This window comes from Inquilinus limosus DSM 16000, assembly GCF_000423185.1.
Taxonomy (GTDB): Bacteria; Pseudomonadota; Alphaproteobacteria; order DSM-16000; family Inquilinaceae; genus Inquilinus; species Inquilinus limosus.
In genome coordinates this window covers 124056-145214 of sequence record NZ_AUHM01000020.1, presented here as the reverse complement: position 1 = coordinate 145214, position 21159 = coordinate 124056, and the positions used below count along the sequence as shown (strand labels likewise).

General features: G+C 69.5%; 18 protein-coding genes. 9 read left to right on the top strand and 9 right to left on the bottom strand.

Annotated elements, in window-relative coordinates; genetic code table 11:
- Positions 1–201: 201 nt before the first annotated feature.
- The 5 genes from G537_RS0118455 to G537_RS0118435 are packed head-to-tail and all read right to left on the bottom strand — an operon-like array spanning position 202 to position 4287.
- On the bottom strand, positions 202–909 hold the full coding sequence (locus G537_RS0118455; RefSeq protein ID WP_026871388.1) for a fumarylacetoacetate hydrolase family protein: 708 nt from the start codon (positions 907–909) through the stop codon (positions 202–204).
- The gene (locus G537_RS0118450; protein ID WP_026871387.1) at positions 906–1664 is read right to left on the bottom strand and encodes an ABC transporter permease; all 759 of its coding nucleotides are present in this window, start codon (positions 1662–1664) and stop codon (positions 906–908) included. Before G537_RS0118450 ends, G537_RS0118455 begins: the two co-directional genes overlap by 4 nt.
- A 6-nt stretch (positions 1665–1670) precedes the next feature.
- Positions 1671–2486 (bottom strand): ABC transporter ATP-binding protein, encoded by an 816-nt coding sequence (locus tag G537_RS0118445; RefSeq protein ID WP_034852155.1) that lies wholly within the window; start codon positions 2484–2486, stop codon positions 1671–1673.
- A complete protein-coding gene (locus G537_RS0118440) occupies positions 2483–3292 on the bottom strand; it encodes an ABC transporter permease (RefSeq protein WP_026871385.1) in 810 nt (269 codons plus the stop codon). The genes G537_RS0118445 and G537_RS0118440 overlap by 4 nt, the downstream gene beginning before the upstream one ends.
- A complete protein-coding gene (locus G537_RS0118435) occupies positions 3289–4287 on the bottom strand; it encodes an ABC transporter substrate-binding protein (RefSeq protein WP_026871384.1) in 999 nt (332 codons plus the stop codon). The genes G537_RS0118440 and G537_RS0118435 overlap by 4 nt, the downstream gene beginning before the upstream one ends.
- A gap of 176 nt (positions 4288–4463) precedes the next feature.
- Here G537_RS0118435 and G537_RS0118430 point away from each other — a divergent pair, with 176 nt between their 5' ends.
- Both G537_RS0118430 and G537_RS0118425 read left to right on the top strand, forming a co-directional pair.
- Complete coding sequence (locus G537_RS0118430; protein ID WP_026871383.1) at positions 4464–5153, top strand: FadR/GntR family transcriptional regulator; 690 nt, start codon at positions 4464–4466, stop codon at positions 5151–5153.
- 176 nt (positions 5154–5329) lie between these two features.
- Positions 5330–6193 carry a hypothetical protein gene (locus G537_RS0118425; RefSeq protein ID WP_026871382.1) on the top strand — a complete coding sequence of 288 codons (864 nt, stop codon included), beginning with the start codon at positions 5330–5332 and terminating at the stop codon, positions 6191–6193.
- Positions 6194–6210: 17 nt separating this feature from the next.
- Here the strand turns inward: G537_RS0118425 and G537_RS0118420 are convergent, their stop codons facing one another.
- A complete protein-coding gene (locus tag G537_RS0118420; protein ID WP_051248591.1) occupies positions 6211–8787 on the bottom strand; it encodes an NAD-dependent epimerase/dehydratase family protein in 2577 nt (858 codons plus the stop codon).
- Positions 8788–9182: 395 nt separating this feature from the next.
- Here G537_RS0118420 and G537_RS0118415 point away from each other — a divergent pair, with 395 nt between their 5' ends.
- Both G537_RS0118415 and G537_RS0118410 read left to right on the top strand, forming a co-directional pair.
- Entirely contained in the window at positions 9183–10460 is a 1278-nt protein-coding gene (locus G537_RS0118415; RefSeq protein ID WP_026871380.1) for a TIGR03862 family flavoprotein, read from the top strand.
- Complete coding sequence (locus tag G537_RS0118410; protein WP_026871379.1) at positions 10457–11224, top strand: enoyl-CoA hydratase; 768 nt, start codon at positions 10457–10459, stop codon at positions 11222–11224. Before G537_RS0118415 ends, G537_RS0118410 begins: the two co-directional genes overlap by 4 nt.
- Here the strand turns inward: G537_RS0118410 and G537_RS0118405 are convergent.
- Both G537_RS0118405 and G537_RS0118400 read right to left on the bottom strand, forming a co-directional pair.
- Positions 11221–12396, bottom strand: a complete 1176-nt coding sequence (locus tag G537_RS0118405) for a fumarylacetoacetate hydrolase family protein (RefSeq protein WP_026871378.1) — start codon at positions 12394–12396, stop codon at positions 11221–11223. The two genes, G537_RS0118410 and G537_RS0118405, sit on opposite strands and share 4 nt — an antisense overlap.
- A gap of 43 nt (positions 12397–12439) precedes the next feature.
- Entirely contained in the window at positions 12440–13969 is a 1530-nt protein-coding gene (locus tag G537_RS0118400; RefSeq protein WP_026871377.1) for a UxaA family hydrolase, read from the bottom strand.
- A 227-nt stretch (positions 13970–14196) separates the two neighbouring features.
- Here G537_RS0118400 and G537_RS0118395 point away from each other — a divergent pair, with 227 nt between their 5' ends.
- The 5 genes from G537_RS0118395 (at position 14197) to G537_RS0118375 (ending at position 19919) form a co-directional block, all read left to right on the top strand.
- A complete protein-coding gene (locus tag G537_RS0118395) occupies positions 14197–15318 on the top strand; it encodes a sugar ABC transporter substrate-binding protein (protein ID WP_026871376.1) in 1122 nt (373 codons plus the stop codon).
- Between the two features lie 16 nt (positions 15319–15334).
- Positions 15335–16879 carry a sugar ABC transporter ATP-binding protein gene (locus G537_RS0118390; protein WP_026871375.1) on the top strand — a complete coding sequence of 515 codons (1545 nt, stop codon included), beginning with the start codon at positions 15335–15337 and terminating at the stop codon, positions 16877–16879.
- The gene (locus G537_RS0118385) at positions 16876–17937 is read left to right on the top strand and encodes an ABC transporter permease (RefSeq protein WP_026871374.1); all 1062 of its coding nucleotides are present in this window, start codon (positions 16876–16878) and stop codon (positions 17935–17937) included. The genes G537_RS0118390 and G537_RS0118385 overlap by 4 nt, the downstream gene beginning before the upstream one ends.
- 10 nt (positions 17938–17947) lie before the next feature.
- Positions 17948–18898, top strand: coding sequence for an ABC transporter permease (locus G537_RS0118380; protein WP_026871373.1), 951 nt, complete (start codon positions 17948–17950; stop codon positions 18896–18898).
- Between the two features lie 100 nt (positions 18899–18998).
- Positions 18999–19919: an SMP-30/gluconolactonase/LRE family protein gene (locus G537_RS0118375; RefSeq protein ID WP_026871372.1), complete on the top strand. Its 921-nt coding sequence runs from the start codon at positions 18999–19001 to the stop codon at positions 19917–19919.
- A gap of 217 nt (positions 19920–20136) precedes the next feature.
- Here G537_RS0118375 and G537_RS38625 read toward each other — a convergent pair whose 3' ends face one another.
- Positions 20137–21126: a radical SAM protein gene (locus G537_RS38625; protein ID WP_051248587.1), complete on the bottom strand. Its 990-nt coding sequence runs from the start codon at positions 21124–21126 to the stop codon at positions 20137–20139.
- Between the last annotated feature and the right edge of the window lie 33 nt (positions 21127–21159).

Genomic DNA, 21159 nt, shown 5'->3' with positions numbered 1-21159 from the left:
TTATTGTCATCGCCGGGCTTGACCCGGCGATCCAGGGGCCACCCAGAGCGGCATCGACATTCCTGGATGCCCGGGTCAAGCCCGGGCATGACAGTTACAAATTGAGGCTTGAGCTCTAAAATTCTTCCGCTGGTTGTTGTTCATCCTTAGCTGGACACCCGTGGGTCAAGCCCCAGGATGACAGGAGGGGCGGTGTGCGCCTTAAACCACCGCCACCCGGATCTCCCCCACCCCGTCGACGTGGGCGACCATCTCGTCGCCACGGACCACGGCGCCGACCCCGGCCGGCGTGCCGGAGAAGATCAGGTCGCCCGGCTGCAGAGTGAACAGGCCGGAGAGATAGGAGATCATCTCCGGCACCTTCCAGATCATCTGGTTCAGGTCGCCTTCCTGCCGCCGCTGGCCGTTGACGTCGAGCCAGACGGCGCCGGCGGCGGGATGGCCGATCTCGGCGACCGTCCGGATCGGGCCGCAGGGCGCGGAATGCTCGAAGGCCTTGCCGACCTCCCAGGGCCGGCCGAGCTTCTTCGCCTCCCCCTGCAGGTCGCGCCGGGTCATGTCGAGCCCGACGGCGTAGCCGAAGACGTGGTCGAGCGCCGCCTCGACCGATATGTCGCGGCCGCCGGACTTCAGCGCCACCACCATCTCGACCTCGTGATGCACGTCGGACGTCGCCGGTGGATAGAGGAAGCGGCCGTCCGTTCGCAGGTTGCCGGGGTTCTTCTGGAAGAAGAACGGCGGCTCCCGGTCCGGGTCATGCCCCATCTCCACCGCATGCGCCGCGTAGTTGCGGCCGACACAGTAGACGCGATGGACCGGGAACAGCCGGCCGGTGCCGAGCACGGGCAGCACCGGGACGGGCGGCGGCGCGATGACGAACTCGGTCGTCCCGGGCGAAGCCATGTTCATGACTGACGTACTCCTGCGTAATAGGCGATGCGGTGCTCGAGCCGGGAAACCAGCCCGGAGAGGAGAAGTGCGAAGGCGAAGAGGATCAGGGTCAGGGCCCAGAACTCGGCCATCAGGAAGTTGCGGGAATAGAGCTCGAACAGCGCGCCGAAGCCGATGATCGAGACCAGCAGCTGCCCGACCACCACGCCCTTGACGCCGCGGATCAGCCCGACCCGGATCCCGGCCAGGATCTCCGGCAGCGCGGCCAGCAGCAGGATCCGGCTGGCGGTCTGCCAGCGCGTCGCGCCGAAGGAGCGCGCCATCTCCACCAGCGAGGGCGGCACGTGCCGGATGCCGGCGCGGGTGTCGAGCGCGATGATCCAGACGGCGAAGAGGAAGACGGTGACCACGACGGTCGCGGTGCCCATGCCGAACAGCAGCATGATCACCGGCACCAGGGCCGAGAGCGGCGCGCTGACGAACAGGTTCACCCACATGCCGGCGAACTGGTCGACCGCGGTGAAGCGCCCCATCAGCGCGCCGAGCGGCACGCCGACGGCGATGGCCAGCGCCATGCCGAGGGCAAAGCTGACGACCGTGATCAGGGCGGCGTCGATAAAGGTCCACGACGGCACCACAGTGAACAGCGCCGCGACGACCTCGGAGAAGGGCGGGAACAGCAGGACGAGGCCGAGCCGGCCCACGACCTCCCAGGCCAGGGCCCAGAGGATCAGCGACGCCATCATCGGGATGCGGTGGCCGCAGACGGTCATGGCGCCCTACTCCACATAGCGCCGCAGGCCGCGCCAGATGTCCTCGACCGTGTCGATATAGGCAGGGTCGCGGCGGATCTCGTCGGGCGTGCCCTGGCGCGGGATCTCGGGCACGACGATCTCCGACACCCGGCCGGGGCGCGGCGACAGCAGGACGATGCGGTCGGAGAGGTAGACCGCCTCCTCGATCGAATGGGTGACGACGATGAAGGTCTTGCGCTCCTCGCGGCACAGCGCCAGCAGGTCTTCCTGGAACTTGCGCCGGGTCTGCTCGTCGACGGCGCTGAACGGCTCGTCCATCAGCAGCACCTCGGCATCGACCGCCAGCGCCCGGGCCAGGCCGACGCGCTGGCGCATGCCGCCGGACAGCTGGTGCGGATAGCGGTCCTCGAAGCCGGCGAGGCCGACCCGGGCGATGTGGCGGCGCGCCGTCTCCTCGCGCTCCGCCCTGGGCACGCCCTTCAGCTCCAGCCCGAAGGCGACGTTGCGCAGCACCGTGGCCCAGGGCATCAGGGCGAAATCCTGAAACACGAAGGCGCGGTCCGGCCCCGGCCCGGCGACGGCGCGGCCGCGGACCAGCACCTCGCCGGCGGTCGGCTCCATCAGCCCGGCGATGATCTTCAGCAGCGTGGTCTTGCCGCAGCCGGACGGGCCCAGCAGGCTGGTCAGCTCGCCCTCGCGGAAGGCCAGGGAGATGCCGTCGAGGGCCACGACCTGCGTGCCGTAGCGCTTGACGATGCCGCGGACCTCGACCGCGGGCTCAGCCGGCTCCGCCGTCACCTGGTCGCGGGGCAGCGGCATGGCGGCGCTGCTCTTGCTCATGGCTGTCCTCGCTTTTCCGGCCGGAACAGGGCGACCTCGAGCCGCTGCAGCGCCCCCACAGTCACCGCGGCGAAGAGGATGATGGAGGCGATGGTCGCGTACATCTCCGGATAGTCGGCGACCGAGCGGTGATAGGTGATGAGGTCGCCGATCCCCGTCGGGGTGATCAGCAGCTCGGCCAGGACCACGCCGATGAAGCCGGCCGAGATGCCGAGCCGGAGGCCGGCGAAGATCATCGGACTGGCGTCGGGGATCACGATCTTGCGCACGATCTGCCGGCGGGTCGCCATGAAGGACCGGGCCATGTCGACCAGCGACGGGCCGACATGGCGCACCGCCTGGTAGCTGTTCAGCACGATCACCGGCAGGGCCAGCATCACCACGGCGATGACCTTGGCGGTCAGGCCGATGCCGTAGACGAAGGTGGTCAGCGGGATCAGCGCCGCCATCGGCGCCGCTTGCATGACGATGAAGATCGGCGCCCCGGCCCATTCCAGGCTGCGGTTCAGCCCCATGGCGATGCCGCAGCCGACCCCGGCGACGGCGGAGATCACGAGCCCCAGCAGCAGCGGCTGCAGCGTATCGAGATAGGCGGTCGCCAGGCTGCCATCCGTCAGCAGGCGCCAGAAGGCTGCGGCGGTGGCGCTGAAGGACGGCAGCGCGTAGTTCACCGGGATGCGGCCCGCGATCTCCCACCCGCCGCAGAGCACGACGACGGAGGCGAGGCGCCAGAACAGCGGGTCGGCAGCCAAGGCGGTAAGGACGCTGCCCCTCCGCCCGGCTTCGGCGACGGCGGCACCCGTCATTTCCGGCCGACCTTGTCCAGCGCCCGGTTCAGCGGCGTGAAGGTCCAGAAGTCCTCGACCTTGAGCGCTGCGGGATCACCCTGGATCTGGCCGGCGACGGTGTAGAAGGCGAAATCGTCCTTCACCGCCGCCTCGTCGCCGCCGTTCAGCGGATACATCCCGGCGGCCACGGCGTCCTGGTAGAAGGGCACGACCTCGGGCTCGAGCTCGGCCGGCAGATCGGCCAGCAGCTTGTGGCTCTTGCGCAGGTCGCCGACGACGGCCGGGTTGGCGGCGATCTCGCGCCAGGTGTTCAGCAGCTCCTCGGCCAGGATTCCGGCGGCCTCGGCATTGGTCTCCAGGAATTCGGTGTTGGCGAACAGCGCCTCGTCGGTGGCCTGGACGTCGCCGACCTCGAGCAGCTTGAACTTGCCGCCGCCCTTCTCCTGCAGCAGGCGCCAGCCGGCGGCGTCGACGATCGTCGCCTTCACCGCGCCCTGCAGCAGAGCGCCGGTGCGGACCTCCGACCCCGGCACGTAGCTGACCTTGCCGTATTTGATGCCGTTGCGCTGGGCCATCAGCATCATGATCGCCTCGGTGCCGGAGCCGCGGGAATGCACCGCCACCTCCTGGCCGTCCAGGTCCTTCCAGTCCTGGTAGAACTCGGTGTTCACCACCGGATAGAAGCGCAGCGTGCTCATCTGGAAGAACAGCCGGATCGGCGCGCCGACCTTCTGCAGCAGCGCATAGGGCGTGCCGACGCCGATATCGGCCTGGCCGCTGACCACGGCCTGGGCGGCGATGTCCTCGGATTTGAAGAAGGTCAGCTCGATCGGGACGCCGCGGGCGCGGGTCCGCTCGATCGCGATCAGGAAGTTCAGGCTCTCGACCGACGGGATGTCGCCGAAGGCGATCCGGACCGGATCGGCCGCTTTGGCCGACAGCGGCATCGCCAGCAGCAGGGCGAACAGGAGGCCGGCGGCGCGGCGGGTGACTCGGGTGGCAAGGCACGGCATGGCTCTCTCCTCCCTCGAACCGGCGGGCTTGCGCGCCCGCACTTTGACCAATTTCCGGATTATTCTTTAACCAATTTACCATTGGTTAGCAGGTCGCGGATTTCCGGTCAATCCTCAGCTTGACCGCACCGGCCGAAACTGGGTAAGCCTAAACCAATATGGAAATTGGTTTGACCATGTCGCTCGATCACGATCAGGGCCAGGGCGCCCTCACCCAGCTCCGCGCCTATCTCGCCCAGCAGGCTCTGCCGTCCGACGGAAGGCTGCCGCCCGAGCGCGAGCTGTGCGAGACGCTCGGCATCTCCCGTGGCGAGCTGCGCAAGGGCCTAGCCGCGCTGGAGGCCGAGGGCCAGATCTGGCGCCATGTCGGCAAGGGCACCTTCCTCGGCTCGCGGCCGATCGAGGAGGTCGACGACGCCGCCGCGATCGCGTCACGCACCTCCCCCGCCGCGGTGATGCGGGCGCGCCTCCTGGTCGAGCCGCAGATCGCGCAGGAGGCGGCGCTGCACGCCTCGGCGGAGGATCTGCGCAAGATGCGTGTGGTGATCGCCAAGACCCGCACCGCGGAGAGCTGGCGGCAATACGAGACGCTCGACAACCAGTTGCACCGCCTGATCGCCGAGGCGACCCGGAACACGGTTCTGGTGGCGCTGTTCGACCTGCTGAACACGGTGCGGCGGACGGTGGTGTGGGGCCGGCTGCGCGCCGACATTCCCCGGCCGCCGCCCGACCATCACAGCTTCGCCGAGCACGACGCCATCGTCGACGCGATCGCCGAGCGCGACCTGGAGGCGGCGGGGCGGGCCATGCGCCGGCACCTGCGCTCGGTCGAACGCAAGCTGCTCGAGGCGCACCACGACGATTGAGCGAGGGCGCCCGGCGAGGACGATCGGGAAGCCGCCTCCCCGCCCCTTACCGTCATCATGAGGCGCGTAGGCGCCGTGGCGATCCAGCCTGCCGCCGCCCGCGCCGGTCCCGGGCCGGGCGAGTGAACACAATGTGCAGTTGCGTTAACTCGGCATTCTCGTTCATGATATGTTCCATGCAGGACGTGCCGCCCGATCTCGACATCCAGGCGTACTGCCGCGGCCTCGCGCTGCAGCAGGTCGAGATGCTCTCGCGTCTCGCCGAGATCGGCATGCAGCTGGCCGAAGGCGCCGGCGCCCGCGCCCTCGCCGCCCAGGCCGCGGCTCAGGCGGCTGCTGAAGCGCCGGCCCCGGCGGAAGCGCCGGCGTCGGCCGGCCAGGATCCCGGCCTGGAGTTCGCCCGCTACGCCCATCTGGTGCGCCAGACCCTGGCCCAGCGCGCCCGCGCCGCCCGCGACCTCTGCGCCGAGGACCGCGCCCGCACCGCCGAGCGCGAGGCCGGCCGCCCGGCCCGCCGCGACCGCCACCGCGACGAGGTCGAGCACGTCCTGAAGTGCATGATCTGGGACGAGGTCGAGGATCTCGACCGCGCCGAGGCCCTGTCCGACGAGCTCGCGGAGCAGGTCGAGCACCTCTACGAGGACGAGGCGGCCCGGGTCGAGGACCGGCCGGTCGGCGCGGTGATGGCCGGGCTGGCCTGCGGCCTCGGCCTGTCCGAGGAATGGTCCCGCTGGGGCGCCCTCGGCTGGCCGGCGACGCCGCGGCCGGCCCGGCCGTCCGGCGGCCCGGCCGCGGTCGCGGCCGAGCGGGCCCGGCGCCGGCAGGCGGTGGCCGCCGCCATGGAGCGGGCCTTCGCCGAGGTGCGGGATCCGACCCGGGTGCCGGGGCTGCGGGCCGGGCTGGCGGCCCGGCTGCAGGAGCCGGACGTGATCGAATGGCTCGACACCGAGACCACCGCCACCACCGCCGACCGCCTCTGCCGCTCCCTCGGCCTCGGCCTCTATGTCGACGACCCCAAGCCCGCACCCGACACCGGGTGACGGGGCCGGTCGACGGCTCAAACGACATAGCGGTCCCAGCCGCCATAGTGGTCTCCGCTCAGCTTGCCGCGCGGCAGGCTGAGCAGCGCCAGGCCGAGGCCGGCGACGATGTCGGCGACCATGGCCGCGGTCCCGGCGCCGTCCAGGACGAAGGGCGACAGCGCGACCCAGAGGCCCAGCGCCACGTTCAGGAACCGCAGCGGCCGCGCCACCTCCGCCATCGCGATCACCGCGATGGTGATGACGAGGCACCCCGTCACGTGGTCGCTGTGGGCCAGCGGCGGCTGGGCGCCGAACAGCGCCCCGGTCGCCATCAGCCAGATGCCGATGGCGACGCTCGCGACCAGCGTCCAGGGATAGGACACGCCGCCGCTGATGAAGTTGTGCGCGATCCTGGCGAAGGGCGCGTCGAGATCCGGTGACGGATCCCGCTCCTCCTTCAGCGGCGGACCGCCTAGGAACAGCGTGCGCCAGAACGGCCGGCCGGCGCGGCGGCTCTGCAGCAGGAACTGGGCGGAAGCCCAGACCTCGTCGACCGAATAGGGCATCATCAGCACGGTCAGCACCGTCTGGGCGATGCACAGCAGGCACAGTGCGCCGATCACCGTCGGCTGGATGATGATGAAGCCGACGCTGACCATGCCCAAGGGCACGATCAAGAGGCCGAAGATCAGCACGATCCAGGGCATGGTCCGCCAGCGCCGCCGGTCGCCGATCGCGCCGGTCAGGATGTCGAGCAGATAGGCGAAGGCGCCGAAGCCGGCATCGGCGATCGGGAAGGCCTTGGAGACATCCGAGGTGATCACGGCCGCGGTGCCGTTTTCGGCCCCCGTCGCGCCGCCGCTGAACACCGGGTCCCAGACCGAGTCGATGTGGCCGAGCTGATAGGCGGCCAGGTAGCGCGACACCAGGAGGCCGATCAGCGCCATGCCCAGGATCGGGACGCGCTGGGTGTGGGTCGAGGGCGAATAGGACCAGCCGAGCGGCATGTCCGAGGGCGAGGCCAGCGCGGCCCGGCTGATCCCCGGCGGCGCCGGCACCATGACCGAGAAGGCGACGACGAAGGCGCCGATCAGCGTGTCCAGCGCATAGGCCGCGGGGCTGGCGGTCCAGAAGACGAGCGGCGCCAGCGCCAGCCAGATGCCGATCGAGGCGGTCACCCATTGCACCCAGGACCGCGGCCGCGCCATCGCCAGGATCGACAGCAGGATGATCGCGGCGCCCGAGATCATGTCGCTGGCGGCCAGCCAGGCGTCGCGGATCTCCGGCGGCGGCAGCGGATGGCCTGCGGCGGGCGGGGTCGGCACCATCCCCGGCTCGAACACGCCATGGGTGAAGGGGCCGATGAGGAGCCAGAGGCCGAGCGCCATGACGACGAGATGCGCCCACAGCGTCCGCAGATGATGCTCGGCCAGGTCGGCCTCGACCGTTTCGTGGTTCCGGACGGCGGGCTCGGGTGCCTCCTGCTCGATCTTGTCGAGCACCGGCTCGGAGGCCGCGACCTTGGCCGCGTTCAGCTTGTTGGCGCGGTACCAGCCGGGCGGATCGGCCTTCAGCGCCTTGAGCATCTCCGGCAGGGTTCCGGACAGAGAATGGCGCGGCTGCCAGCCCAGAAGCGCCCGGGCGCGCGAGATGTCGAGCGCGTAATGGTCGCTGGCCTGGTCGATCATCCAGGGCTGGATGAAGGGGTCGTGCCCCAGCACATCCTCCTGCAGCCATTGCCCGGTCTTGGCCAGGGTCTTCGGGATCTCGCGCGTCTCCCAGGCCTCGCCGTGCAGCTCCGTGCCGATGCGGCGCTGCAGCTCGCCATAGCTCAGCGTCTCCTCCTCGCCGAGCAGCAGGGTCGTTTCCGGCGGCAGGTCGCGGCGGCGCTCGACCAGGCGGTCGATCGCGTCGACCAGATCCTCGAGATGCAGGTAGGGCTGCCCCTTGTCGGGATCGCCGGGATAGAGGCCGCTGACCGGGTGGCGCTCGAAGATGTTGGCGATCTGCTGGGCCAGGAAGGCGGCGTGGCACTGCTCGTCATAGACGCCGGCGAGCCGCAGGATCGCCGCCGGGATGTCGCCGCGCTGCTGCCGGATCAGCGCCTCGGTATCGACCTTCGACTGCGGATAGGGTGTCTTCGGCCGGATCGGCGCCTCCTCGTCGATCCGCTCGCCGACCGCGCAGGGCGCGTGGACCAGCATGGTGCTGGCGAAGATGAACTGCTCCGTCTCGAACTCCCGCAGCCCGCGCAGCAGGCGCTCGGTGCCGCGGATTGTCACCGCCTCGTATTTCGGGCTCGGCTCGCCGGAGAGGTCGTAATAGCCGGCGAGATGGATCACCGACGCGATCCGGTCGCCGTGGCCGGCGCGGATCCGCTGCAGGGCGGCCGCCACGCTGGCATCCGAGGTCAGGTCGACGCGGATCGCCTCGCCGAACGGCGCGGGCGTCGGCGGCAGGGCGAAGTCCAGCCCGACCACGTCGTAGCGCTCCGCCAGCCGGCGGATGATCGCCCGGCCGAGGAAGCCGCTGCTGCCGGTGACGATGACGGTCTCCTTCGCGCCGGGACGCGGATCGGTCGGGGGACGCTGGGGGGCGGTTGGCGTCGCCACGATGCCTCCGTCGCTGCTTCACGGATGTGCCGGTGCCGCTTTGAATCCCAATCGCGCCCGGCCGCCGGCGGTTCCCGGCATGGCCGCCCGGCGCGGAACGGACTCGCCAATCCGGTGCAGGCTGCTAGCCCGCATTTCTCACCCTCCTTGCGCCCTGCGTCGCCTTGCGGTGAGTCGAATGAGGGCGCGGGCCGCGAAGAGCGTATCGGGCCATACGGTCGAGCGGCCCGCGCCCGCAGGCGGCCGCCGCAAGGCGACCCTCCGGGCCGTCGTCCCATGCCGGCAGGGTGCGTCGAGCGGCTTGCCCGATGTCCCCGCATCGCGCTACGCCGCTCTCCTGCCCTGCCGGCATGGGACGACGGCGCAGGGCACAACGAGGGTGAGAAATACGGGCTATGGTCCGCACCGCCATGACCGAGACCATTGCCATCATCGGCGGCGGCCCCGCCGGGCTGATCGCCGCGCAGCGCCTGGCCGAGGCCGGACGGCGGGTGACCGTGTACGACCGCATGCCGACGGTCGGGCGGAAGTTCCTGATGGCCGGGCGCGGCGGGCTGAACCTGACCCATTCCGAGCCGCTGGACCGCTTCGTCACACGCTACGGCGCGGCGCAGGGCTGGATGGAGCCGCTGGTGCGCGCCTTCACCCCGGACGACCTGAGGGCCTGGTGCGCGGATCTCGGCATCCCGACCTTCGTCGGCTCCAGCGGCCGGGTGTTCCCGGAGAGCCTGAAGGCCTCTCCCCTGCTCCGCGCCTGGCTGGCCCGGCTGGGGCAGCTCGGCGTCGTCGTCCACAACCGGCACGACTGGATCGGCCTGACCGGCGACAACCGGCCGATCCTGCGCGGACCGGAGGGGGAGTTCGAGGCGAAGGCCGATGCCACCATCCTGGCGCTCGGCGGCGCCAGTTGGCCGCGACTGGGCGGCGACGGCGGCTGGGTGCCGATCCTGGCGGGGCGCGGCATCGCCATCGCGCCGCTGCAGCCGGCCAATGCCGGCGTCGAGATCGCCTGGTCGCCGCATCTGCGCGACCGCTTTGCCGGCAGTCCCCTGAAGCGCATCGCCCTGACCTTCGCCGGCCGCAGCGTGCGCGGCGAGGCCATGATCGCCGCCACCGGCCTGGAAGGCGGCGCCGTCTATGCGCTCGGGGCCGGGCTGCGCGAGGCGCTCGCGCGGGAGGGCGGCGCGGTGCTGACGCTCGACCTGCGGCCGGACATGACGGCGGCGGAGATCGCCGACCGGCTGGCCCGCGCCGGCAGCAGCGACAGCGCCCCGAACCGGCTGCGCCGTGCCCTGTCGCTGACCGGCCCCGCCTATTCCCTGCTGCGCGAGGGTTTCGCGGCCGAGGCGCTGGCGACGCCGGAGGCCCTGGCCGCCGCGATCAAGGCGATCCCGCTGCGGGTCACCGGGATCCGGCCGCTCGACCGCGCCATCTCGACGGCGGGCGGCATCCGCCTCGACGCCCTCACCCCGCGGCTGGAGCTGAAGGCCCTGCCCGGCGTCTTCGCCTGCGGCGAGATGCTGGACTGGGAGGCGCCGACCGGCGGCTATCTGCTGCAGGGCTGCTTCGCCACTGGCGTCGCGGCCGCCCGCGGGGCGCTCGGCCAGATCTCGACATCACCGCGGCGGCCTCTCTACCGTGGCGCTCCGGAGAGCGGAGGAGACAGCTCATGACCGATCCCGTCCTGACCGAAACCAAGGGGCCGGTCCTGGCGATCCGGCTGAACCGGCCGGAGAAGAAGAACGCCGTCAGCCTCGCCATGTACGAGGCGATGACCGCCGCGCTGAACCGTGCGGCCGAGGATCCGGCGGTGCGTGTGGTGGTCATTCGGGGCGGCGAGGACTTCTCGGCCGGAAACGACATCGCCGATTTCCTGGCGGCCGGCGGCGAGTCCGGGCTGAAGCCGATTGTCGATTTCCTCGACGCCCTGTCCGGCTTTCCGAAGCCGGTGGTGGCCGGGGTGCGCGGCGCCGCCATCGGCATCGGCACCACCCTGCTGCTGCATTGCGACGTGGTGCTGGCCGCGGCGTCGACCCGGTTCCAGCTGCCCTTCGTCCAGCTCGGCCTGGTGCCGGAGGCCGCGTCCTCGCTGCTGCTGCCCGCCGCGGCCGGAAGGCTGCGCGCCTCCTGGTGGCTGCTGACCGGCGAAGGCTTCGACGCCGAGGCCGCGCTCGCGGCCGGCCTGATCACCAAGCTCCTGCCCGACGAGGCGCTGGACGCCGAGCTCGACGGCGCGGCAGCACGCCTCGCCGCCCTGCCCCCGGCCGCGGTCCGGCAGACCAAGGCGCTGCTGCGCGCACCGCTGCAGGCGGCGGTGCGCGAGGCCATGACCCGCGAGGTCGAGGCCTTCGGCGCCCAGCTCAAATCGGCCGAGGCCCGCGAGGCCTTCACCGCCTTCCTGGAGAAGCGGAAGCCGGATTTCAGCCGGCTCGACTAGCGGAGCAGCCCGCGCTTCGCCAGGCTGGCCATCAGCGCCCGGGCGCCGAAGGTCCAGGGGGTGATCTTGTCGCTGTGGTTCACCCGGTTGACCAGCGTCCCCAGGCTCGGGGTCGAGATGGTGACGATGTCGCCGATCTTGTGGGTGAAGCCCATGCCCGGCGCGTCGCGGTCGTCGGTCGGCGCGAACATGGTGCCGAGGAACAGCACCGCCCCGTCCGGGTACTGGTGGTTCGGGCCCAGCATCTGGCCGGCGAGGTCGAGCGGGTCGCGGCTGATCTTGGAGATCGAGCTGTGGCCCTGGAGCGTGTAGCCCTCAGGTCCGTGCACCGCCATCGACAGGTCCGCCTTGCGGATGTCGTCGATGCCGAAGCCGCCATCGAACAGCCGGATGAAGGGGCCGATGGCGCAGGAGGCGTTGTTGTCCTTGGCCTTGCCGAGCAAGAGGGCGCTGCGGCCCTCGAGGTCGCGCAGGTTGACGTCGTTGCCGAGCGTCGCGCCGACGACCTTGCCGGTCGGCGCCACCACCAGCACCACCTCGGGCTCCGGGTTGTTCCAGGTCGAGATCGGGTGGATCCCGATCTCGGCGCCGAGGCCGACCGAGGACATCGGCTGGCTCTTGGTGAAGATCTCCGCGTCCGGGCCGATGCCGACCTCGAGATATTGCGACCAGGCGCCCTGGGCCAGCAGCACCTCCTTGATCCGCTGCGCCTCGGCCGAGCCGGGGCGGACGGCCGCCAGGTCGTCACCGATGATCGAGACGATGCGCTGGCGGATGGCGTCGGCCTTGGTGGCGTCGCCGCGCGCCTGCTCCTCGATCACCCGCTCCAGCATCGAGGCGACGAAGGTGACGCCCGCCGCCTTGACCGCCTGCAGGTCGACCGGCGCCAGCGGCCAGGGCTTGGAGGCGTCGCGCGAGGTCTCGTCGGCATTGGCCAAGAGGTCGGCGACGCTGCAGATCGCCGGGCCGTCGGCCTTGGCGAGCGCAGCCGGGTCGGCGGCCGAGATCAGGTCGGCGACGGTCGGCGCGGCCCGGGTGATGTCGATCACCTGGCCGCCGCGCAGCGCCACCACCGCCGGCCCTTCGACCTGCGGCAGCCAGACGCGGCCGACCAGGGTGGCGCGATCGGCATCCGCCGGCAGGCAGGCCGCGACCGAAATGTAGTCCTTCATGGATGTCCCTTCCCGCTTCTCTTCTCGTCCGGCGTCCCCGCCGTCACATCACCGCGCCGATCTGCCAGGGCACGAACTCGTTGTCGCCGAAGCCCTGGGCCTCGCTCTTGGTCTGCTCGCCCGAGGCGACGGCCAGGAACTTCTCGAAGATCCGGCGGCCGGCCTGCTCGATGGTCTCGTCGCCGTCGATGATGGTGCCGCAGTTGATGTCCATGTCCTCCTCCATGTGCCGGTACATGGCGGAGTTGGTGGCGATCTTGATGCAGGGCGCCGGCTTGAAGCCCGAGACCGAGCCGCGGCCGGTGGTGAAGCAGACCAGCTGCGCCCCGCCCGCCACCTGGCCGGTGGCCGAGGCCGGGTCGTAGCCGGGCGTGTCCATGAACACGAAGCCCTTGGCCGTCATCTGCTCGGCGTATTTGTAGACCTCGACCAGGTTGGTGGTGCCGCCCTTGGCCGCGGCGCCCAGCGACTTCTCGAGGATCGTGGTCAGGCCGCCGCGCTTGTTGCCGGGCGACGGGTTGTTGTTCATCTCGCCGCCGTTGCGGGCAGTGTAGCCCTCCCACCACTTGATCCGGGCGATCAGCTTCTCGCCGACCTCGCGGCTGACCGCGCGCCGGGTCAGCAGGTGCTCGGCGCCGTAGATCTCCGGCGTCTCCGACAGCACGGCGCTGCCGCCGTGGCGGACCAGCAGGTCGACCGCGGCGCCCAGCGCCGGGTTGGCCGAGATGCCGGAATAGCCGTCCGAGCCGCCGCACTGCAGCGCCACCATCAGCTCGCTGGCCGGCACGGTCTCGCGCCGCGCCTTGTCGGCCTCGGGCAGCATCTCCATCACCCTGGCGATACAGTGGTCGACCGTCTTCCGGGTGCCGCCCAGGTTCTGGATGTTCATGGTCTGGAACAGCGGCCCGCGCTGGATCTGATAGGCCTCCAGCAGGAAGTCGATCTGGTTGACCTCGCAGCCCAGGCCGATCATCAGCACCCCGGCGAAGTTCGGGTTGCGGGCATAGCCCCAGAGCGTGCGCTGCAGGTTGTCGTAGCCTTCGCCCGAATCCGCCATGCCGCAGCCGGTCGAATGGGTGATCGCGACCACGCCGTCGACATGCGGGAAGGCGTCGAGCGCGCCGGAGCGCTCGAAATGCGCCGCGATCATCCGGCTGACCGTGGCCGAGCAGTTCACCGACGACAGGATGCCGATGTAGTTGCGGGTGCCGACCCGGCCGTTGGGCCGGCGATAGCCCTGGAAGGTCGCCCGCTCCGCCTCCGGCACGTAATCGGTCGGCTTGGCGTCGGCGCAGAAGGCGTAGTCGCGCTCGAAATCGCCCATGGCGCAGTTGTGGACATGGACATGCTCGCCCGGGGCGATCGCCTCGGTGGCGAAGCCGATGATCTGGTTGTAGCGCCGGATCGGCTCGCCCTGCGCGATCGGCCGGGTCGCCATCTTGTGGCCGGCCGGGATGTGGCCGGCGGTGGTCACCCCCTCCTCCGGGATCGGCGTGCCCGGCGTGATGTCGGCGCGGGCGAGGACGACATTGTCGTCGCGGTTCAGGCGGATGAAGAGGCTGGGGCTGGGCATCGGTTTCGCACGTGTTCTTGGGTTTGCCTGGCAATCTCGGGCGCCCGCCACTTTACGTCGGACTTTTGGGCGGCGCCATCCTCCTGAAGAGATGGGAACGAGGCGGGCGCATGCGTACTGTCTGATGAATTGACGGCCGCCGGCGATCGGCACAACATTCCCATCGTCAAATATGCCGGACGAGTTCGAATCGTTCGCGGCCGACAGGCCATACAGGGAGGACCCGAATGCTGCTCCGCCGTTTCGCCGCGGTCGCCGCGGCCGCATCTCTCGCCATCGCGCTCCCCGCCCTCGCCGCCCCGAAGACGGTGGACGGGCCGGGCTATCTGCCGGAATGCTTCGCGCCCTGGAGCAAGGACACGAAGTTCTTCAAATGGGACGCCCGCCCGGGGCCGTACCGCATCGCCCTGGTCAACGGCTTCGTCGGCAACATCTGGCGCATCCAGATGATCCAGACCGCCAAGGCCTATGCCGCGCTGCCGGAGGTCGCCAAGGACATCAAGGAGTTCAAGGTCGTCTCCACCGGCACCGACGCGGCGGCGCAGCTGGGCACGATCGAGGACTTCATCAACCAGGGCTTCGACGCGATCGTCACCATCGCGGTCAGCCCCACGGGCTTCGACCGGGTGATCCGGCTGGCCAACCGCAAGAACGTCGTGCTGGTGCCGTTCGACAACATCCTCGACACCACCGAGGTGATGCAGGTCAACGAGGACCAGACCGAGATGGGCGTGATGTCGGCCAAATTCCTGATCGAGCACGTGCCGAACGGCGGCAAGATCCTCGAGGTGCGCGGCCTGCCCGGCAACTCGGTCGACCGCGACCGGCACGAGGGCTTCCAGAAGACGATGAAGGAAGCGGGCAAGCCTTTCGATATCGTCGAGGTGGTGGGCAACTGGGCGCCGGGCGACTCGCAGAAGGCGACGGCCGACGCGCTCGCGGTGCACGGACATTTCGACGGCATCTTCACCCAGGGCGGGTCGAACGGCACGGTGCAGGCGCTGATCGACGCCAAACATCCATTCGTGCCGATGGCGGGCGAAGGCGAGAACCTGTTCCGCCAGCAGATCGCCCAGTACAAGGACCAGGGGCTGAAGGGCCTGTCCTACGGCCAGTCCCCGGCCCTCGTCGCCATCGCGATGAAGGCGGCGATCGCCGCGCTGAAGGGCGAGACCATGCCGCAGATGGTGTCGATCCCGATCCCGGTCGCCGACTACAAGACGCTGAAGGACGGCGAGAACTACTGGTCGAACCTGACGGTCGACTTCTTCGCGCCGAATTCCTTCGAGCCCTGCGGCATCACCTTCACCGCGCCGCAGATCATGGCCCAGTCCGCCGAGAACAAGTAGGGCCGTGGCGTCGGGGATGGCCGTCGACACGCCGCCGCTGGTGCAGCTGACGGGAGTCAGCAAGAGCTACGGCGGCGTGCACGCGCTGCGCGAGGTGGAGTTCGCGGCCCGCGCGGGCTCGATCCACGGGGTCCTGGGCGAGAACGGGGCCGGCAAGAGCACGCTGATCAAGATCATCGCCGGGGTGGTGCAGCCCAGCGCCGGCGAGCTGCTGATCGACAGCCGGCCCGCCAGCTTCGCCTCGCCGCAGGCGGCGAACGCGGCCGGCGTCGTCTGCGTGTTCCAGGAGCTGTCGCTGATGCCGGATCTGTCGGTGGCCGACAACATCTGCATCACCCGGCCGCCCCGGCGTTTCGGCCTGATCGACCACAGGGCGCAGCGGCGGCGGGCGGAGGAGCTGCTGGCCCGGATCGGCTGCGCCGACATCGACCCGCGGCTGCCGGTCAAGGCCCTGCCCCTGTCGCGCCGGCAGATGGTCGAGATCGCCAAGGCGCTGGGGCGCAACCCGCGCCTCTTGATCCTCGACGAGGCGACCTCGGCCCTGACGGCGGCGGATGTGGAGAAGGTCTATGCCCTGCTGCACCAGCTGCGCCGCGAGGGGCTGGGCATCCTCTACATCTCCCACCGCATGCCGGAGATCAAGGCGCTGTGCGACACCTGCTCGGTGTTCCGCAACGGCCGGCACATCGACACCTTCCCGGCCGGCGCGCGCAGCGACGACGAGGTGGTGCGGATGCTGATCGGCCGCGAGATCCATGGCGCCTATCCGCCGAAGCCGGTGCGGGCGGAGCCGCCGCCGCCGGTGCTGGAGACCCGCGGCCTGCGCTGGGGCCAGCGCCTCTCCGACATCTCGCTGACCGTCGGCCGCGGCGAGATCGTCGGCCTCGGCGGGCTGGACGGCCAGGGGCAGCGCGAGCTGCTGCTGGCCCTGTTCGGCGTGCTGCGCGGGGTCGAGGGCAGCGTGCTGGTCGACGGCCGGCCGGCCCGGATCGGCAGCCCGGCGCAGGCCAAGCGCGCCGGCATCCGCATGGCGCTGATCCCGGAAGACCGCAAGACCGAGGGGCTGCTGCTGCCGATGTCGGTCGGGGAGAACATCACCCTGGCGGCCCTGGGCGGGATGGCCTGGGGCGGCGTCCTCGACCGTCGGCGCGAGAGCGACGGCATCGCCCGCATGGTCGAGGCGCTGCGGATCAAGGTCGGATCGGTCGACGCCCCGGTCGGCACCCTGTCCGGCGGCAATCAGCAGAAGGTGGCGATCGCCAAATGGCTGCTGACGGAGGCCCGCATCATCCTGCTGAACGACCCGACCCGCGGCATCGATGTCGGCACGAAGCAGGAGATCTACCAGCTGCTGCACGACCTGGCCGCCGCCGGCACCTCGATCCTGTTCTACTCGACCGATTATGACGAGCTGATCGGCTGCTGCGACCGGGTGCTGATCCTCTATGGCGGGCGGGTGATCCGGACGCTGGAGGGCGATGCCATCACCGAAACCAACATCGTGGCCAGCGCCCTGAACCTCGAGACCAACGGCCGGGCGGCGGAGGCGGTGCCGGCATGACCCTGCTCCACCGCTTCTCGCGCCACAGCGGCATCCTCCTCGCCCTCGGCCTGTTCGTCCTGTTCTACGGCCTCTACTCCTATCAGCATCCGCGGGGCGGCAGCGCCGACCTGATCGTCCAGAACGCCAACGAGACCTTCACCCTGGCCCTGGTGGCGATGGCCCAGACGGTGCCGGTGCTGCTGGGCGGGCTGGACCTCTCCGTCGGCCCGCTGATGACGATGGTGAACTGCCTGGCCTCCCATCTCCTGACCGGCAGCGGCTGGGAGCTCGCGTTCGGCATCCTGCTCTGCCTCGTCGCCGGGCTTCTGGCCGGCTTCGTCAACGGCGCGCTGGTGGTCTATGGCCGGATCCAGCCGATCATCGCGACGCTGGCCACCGGGGCCGTCTTCATCGGCATCGCCCTGTTCCTGCGCCCCACCCCGGGCGGCGCGGTCGACGGCGACCTGTCCTGGGCGGCCACAAACACGCTGTTCGACGTGGCCGACACCTATGGCTGGTGGGGCGGCGACCTTCCGGGCTGGTTCCAGGCGATCCAGGGCGTCCCGGTGCCGGTCATCCTGGTCGTGCTGGTGGTGCTGCTGGTCTGGCTGCCGTTCAGGAATTCGGTGACCGGGCGCGGCTGCTACGCCATCGGCTCGTCGGAGCAGGCGGCCTTCATGTCCGGCGTCGCCATCGACCGGTCGAAGCTGGCGGCCTTCACCTTGGCCGGCTTCTTCGCCGCGGTCGCCGGCGTCTACCTGGCGCTGCAGACCGGCAGCGGCAACGCCGACACGCCGATGGCCGGCGCCTACACGCTCAACTCGATCGCCGCCGTGGTGATCGGCGGCACCTCGCTGTTCGGTGGGTCGGGCGGGGCCGTCGCCTCGATCGTCGGCGTCATGGTGCTGCGCGCCATCTCCTTCTGCTTCCGCGTGGTGCCGGAGGACAGCATCGTCGGCGTCCTGGCCAACCCGCTGCTGCAGCCGCTGTTCGAGGGCCTGATCCTGCTGGCCGCGGTCTCGCTGGGCGCCGCCCGTGTGTTCACGGTCAGGAACCGCCTGCAGCTGTTCGGGTAGCGGAGGATCGATGCAAGCATTTCTCCGCTCCGTCGACCGGCCGATCCTGGTGGCCTGCGGCTTCGTGGTGCTGATCCTGGTGGCGGGCACGGTCTACACCGCGGTCACCCAGGGCACGGCGACCTTTCTGTCGCCCGCCTATCTGCTGCAGCAGCTCAAGGTCGCCTCCTTCCTCGGCATCGTCGCGGCCGGAATGATGCTGGTGATCCTGATGGGCCATATCGACCTGTCGGTGCCCTGGACCATCGCCGCCTCGGCCATGCTGGCGACCGCGGTCGGCGGGCCCGAAGCGATCCCGGTCGGCCTCGCCATCGGTGCCCTGGTCGGCGTGTTCAACGGGCTCGGCGTCGCCTTCCTGCGCGTGCCGTCGATGATCTTCACCCTCGGGGTCAACACCGTGCTGCGCGGGCTGATGGTGATGCTGACCGGCGGCTTCTCCCCGACCACCATGGCGACGCCGCCGATGCAGTTCCTGGCCAAGGCCGAGCTGCTGGGCATCCCGATGGCGGTGTTCGTCTGGGCCCTGCTGTCGCTCGGCATCGTCTTCCTGCTGACCCGCACGCCGATGGGCCGCTACATCTACGCCATCGGCAACCGCGAGGCCGCAGCCTATCTGTCCGGCGTCAGCACCCGGCTGGTCATCCTCGGCGCCTTCACCCTGTGCGGGCTGTGCTCGGCCCTCGCTGGCCTGCTGCTGGCCGGCTATTCCAGCAAGGCCTATCAGGCAATGGGCGACGCCTATCTCCTGCCCGCCATCGCCGCGGTGGTGATCGGCGGCACCAACATCCTGGGCGGCCAGGGCCGCTACGCCGGCACCGTGGTCGGCACGATCCTGATCGTGCTGCTGCAGAGCGTGCTGTCGGTGATGCAGATGCCGGAGGCCGGGCGGCAGATCATCTACGGCTTGGTGATCATCCTGATGCTGGTGCTGTACGGGCGCGGCGGCCGTTCGGCGAACTGACCCGAATCATTGACGGTGCTCCGCCGGGGCGCAACACTCCGGCCAGTTATGTCCGATCAATCGGCTGCCCGGCCGGGCCGGGCCAAGGGAGGAAACCGGGATGCTCGACCCCTGCTTCGAGGTGCTGGACAAGCGCTTCGCCGGCTATGTCATGGGCAACGTCCATATCGACGTGCTGGCCAGTGACATCGGGCTGCGCTGGTCGGAAGGGCCGGTCTGGTTCGGCGACGGCCGCTACCTCTTGTGGAGCGACATCCCGAACAACCGGATCATGCGCTGGGACGAGACCGACGGCAGCGTCAGCGTCTTCCGCAACCCGTCGAACTATACCAACGGCCATACCCGCGACCGCCAGGGCCGGCTGGTGTCCTGCGAGCATGGCGGCCGCCGGGTCAGCCGCACCGAATATGACGGCCGCGTCACCGTGCTGGCCGACAGCCACAACGGCAAGCGCCTGAACTCGCCGAACGACGTGGTGGTGAAGTCGGACGACACGGTGTGGTTCACCGACCCTCCCTACGGCATCCTGTCGGAATACGAAGGCCACCAGTCCGAGATCGAGCAGGACGGCTGCCACGTCTACCGCTTCGACCCGAAATCGGGGACGCTGAAGACGGTCGCGACCGATTTCGACAAGCCGAACGGCATCGCCTTCTCGCCCGACGAGACGCTGCTCTACGTCGCCGACACCGGCGCCAGCCACGATCCGAACGGGCCGAAGCACATCCGCCGCTTCCAGGTGCGCGACGACGGCACGCTGGCCGGCGGCGAGGTCTTCGCCGAATGCACCTTCGGCCTGTTCGACGGCTTCCGCATCGACCATCACGGCAACATCTGGACCAGCGCCGGCGACGGCGTGCATTGCTATGGCCCGGACGGCACGCTGATCGGCAAGATCAAGGTGCCGGAGGTGGTGGCCAATGTCTGCTTCGGCGGCCTGAAGAAGAACCGGCTGTTCATCTGCTCCACCACCTCGCTGCGGGCGGTCTACTTGAACACGAAGGGTGTCCAGACGCCGTGACGGCGTAGCGTCTTTCAAAACGCCCTCTTAGTCAGGCGAATTGGTTTGGCCTTCAGTTCATTCGGAACCAGCCGCCGCGCCGCAATTCGGCGCGGCGGCTGGTCATCGGAAGCTGTGGCGTATAGTTGCCTCGACCCTGCGTCATTTCTCCAGAGGGCAGCTTGGTCCTTCGCATTCCTGCTGTGTCGTATTCTGAAGAAAACCGCCCCATTCTTTCTCACCAAAGACGCAGAGCCTCAACCGGACACCTCAGCGATGCAGGGTCCAGATCGCGATAACCTCGTATCCACTTCAGGAGCTTCTCGACATCCAGTCCCATCTTGCCGTCCGGATGCAACCGACCGACCTGATTGTTCGAGGAGTTGAACGCGACGGTGCATTTGCTCACCCGGCCATCCGCCCGGATGACGAAGGAGTTCGGCCGCGCCGCGTAGCAGATGCTGAGGTCGTCTCCGGGTTCTATGCCCCGGAAACACCGATAGTCGCGCACGATCTCGTCCCTGATCTTCACCGCCCGGGACCTCTCCGGGAGGACAGATTTGTCGAGATTCGGGCCGCCCAGGTTCCCGACCAGTTTCACGAGCAGCCGGAACCGTTGGTCGGCCAGGACGTCATGCTTGATCGACCGATAGAACCGCTCGACGCTATCGGCGTTCAGGCTGGTGATGTGGAGCCGCACCGTTATGGTGAACGCCCTATCGGAACTCAGGGCGCTATGGATGTTCTCCATGATCTTCCGATGAGTGCCGCGGCCCGAGACCAGCGGGCGCGAGGCATCGTGAAGATCCTCGTCGCCGTCCAGGCTGATCTGGAAACTGGTCACGCCGGCCGCCACCAGTTGCGCCTGGAGGCGGTCGGTCAGCAGATAGCCGTTCGTCGTCATACTGCCGTGATAACGGATTCCACGTGCTGCGCAGACCGCTCGGGCATGTTCGGAGATATCCAGGACGACGTCGCTCGCCATCAGCGGCTCCCCGCCGAACCAGGACAGGTTGAAAGTGCGCATATCGTGGGCACGCACATCGATCAGAGACTTGATGGCGCTCACGATTTCCGGCGTCATTCGGTGCAGGGCAAAATCCTCGTAGCAGTACTTGCAGCGGAAGTTGCATTGCTCCGTCGGCAGGATAATCAGCTCGAACAGCGACGGGTCCAGCGTCGCAAGGGCCCGCTTTCTTGCCTCCGGAGAGATCGTCGACACTGCCATCGTTGCCCTCACCTGCTCATTGCAATTCAAGGG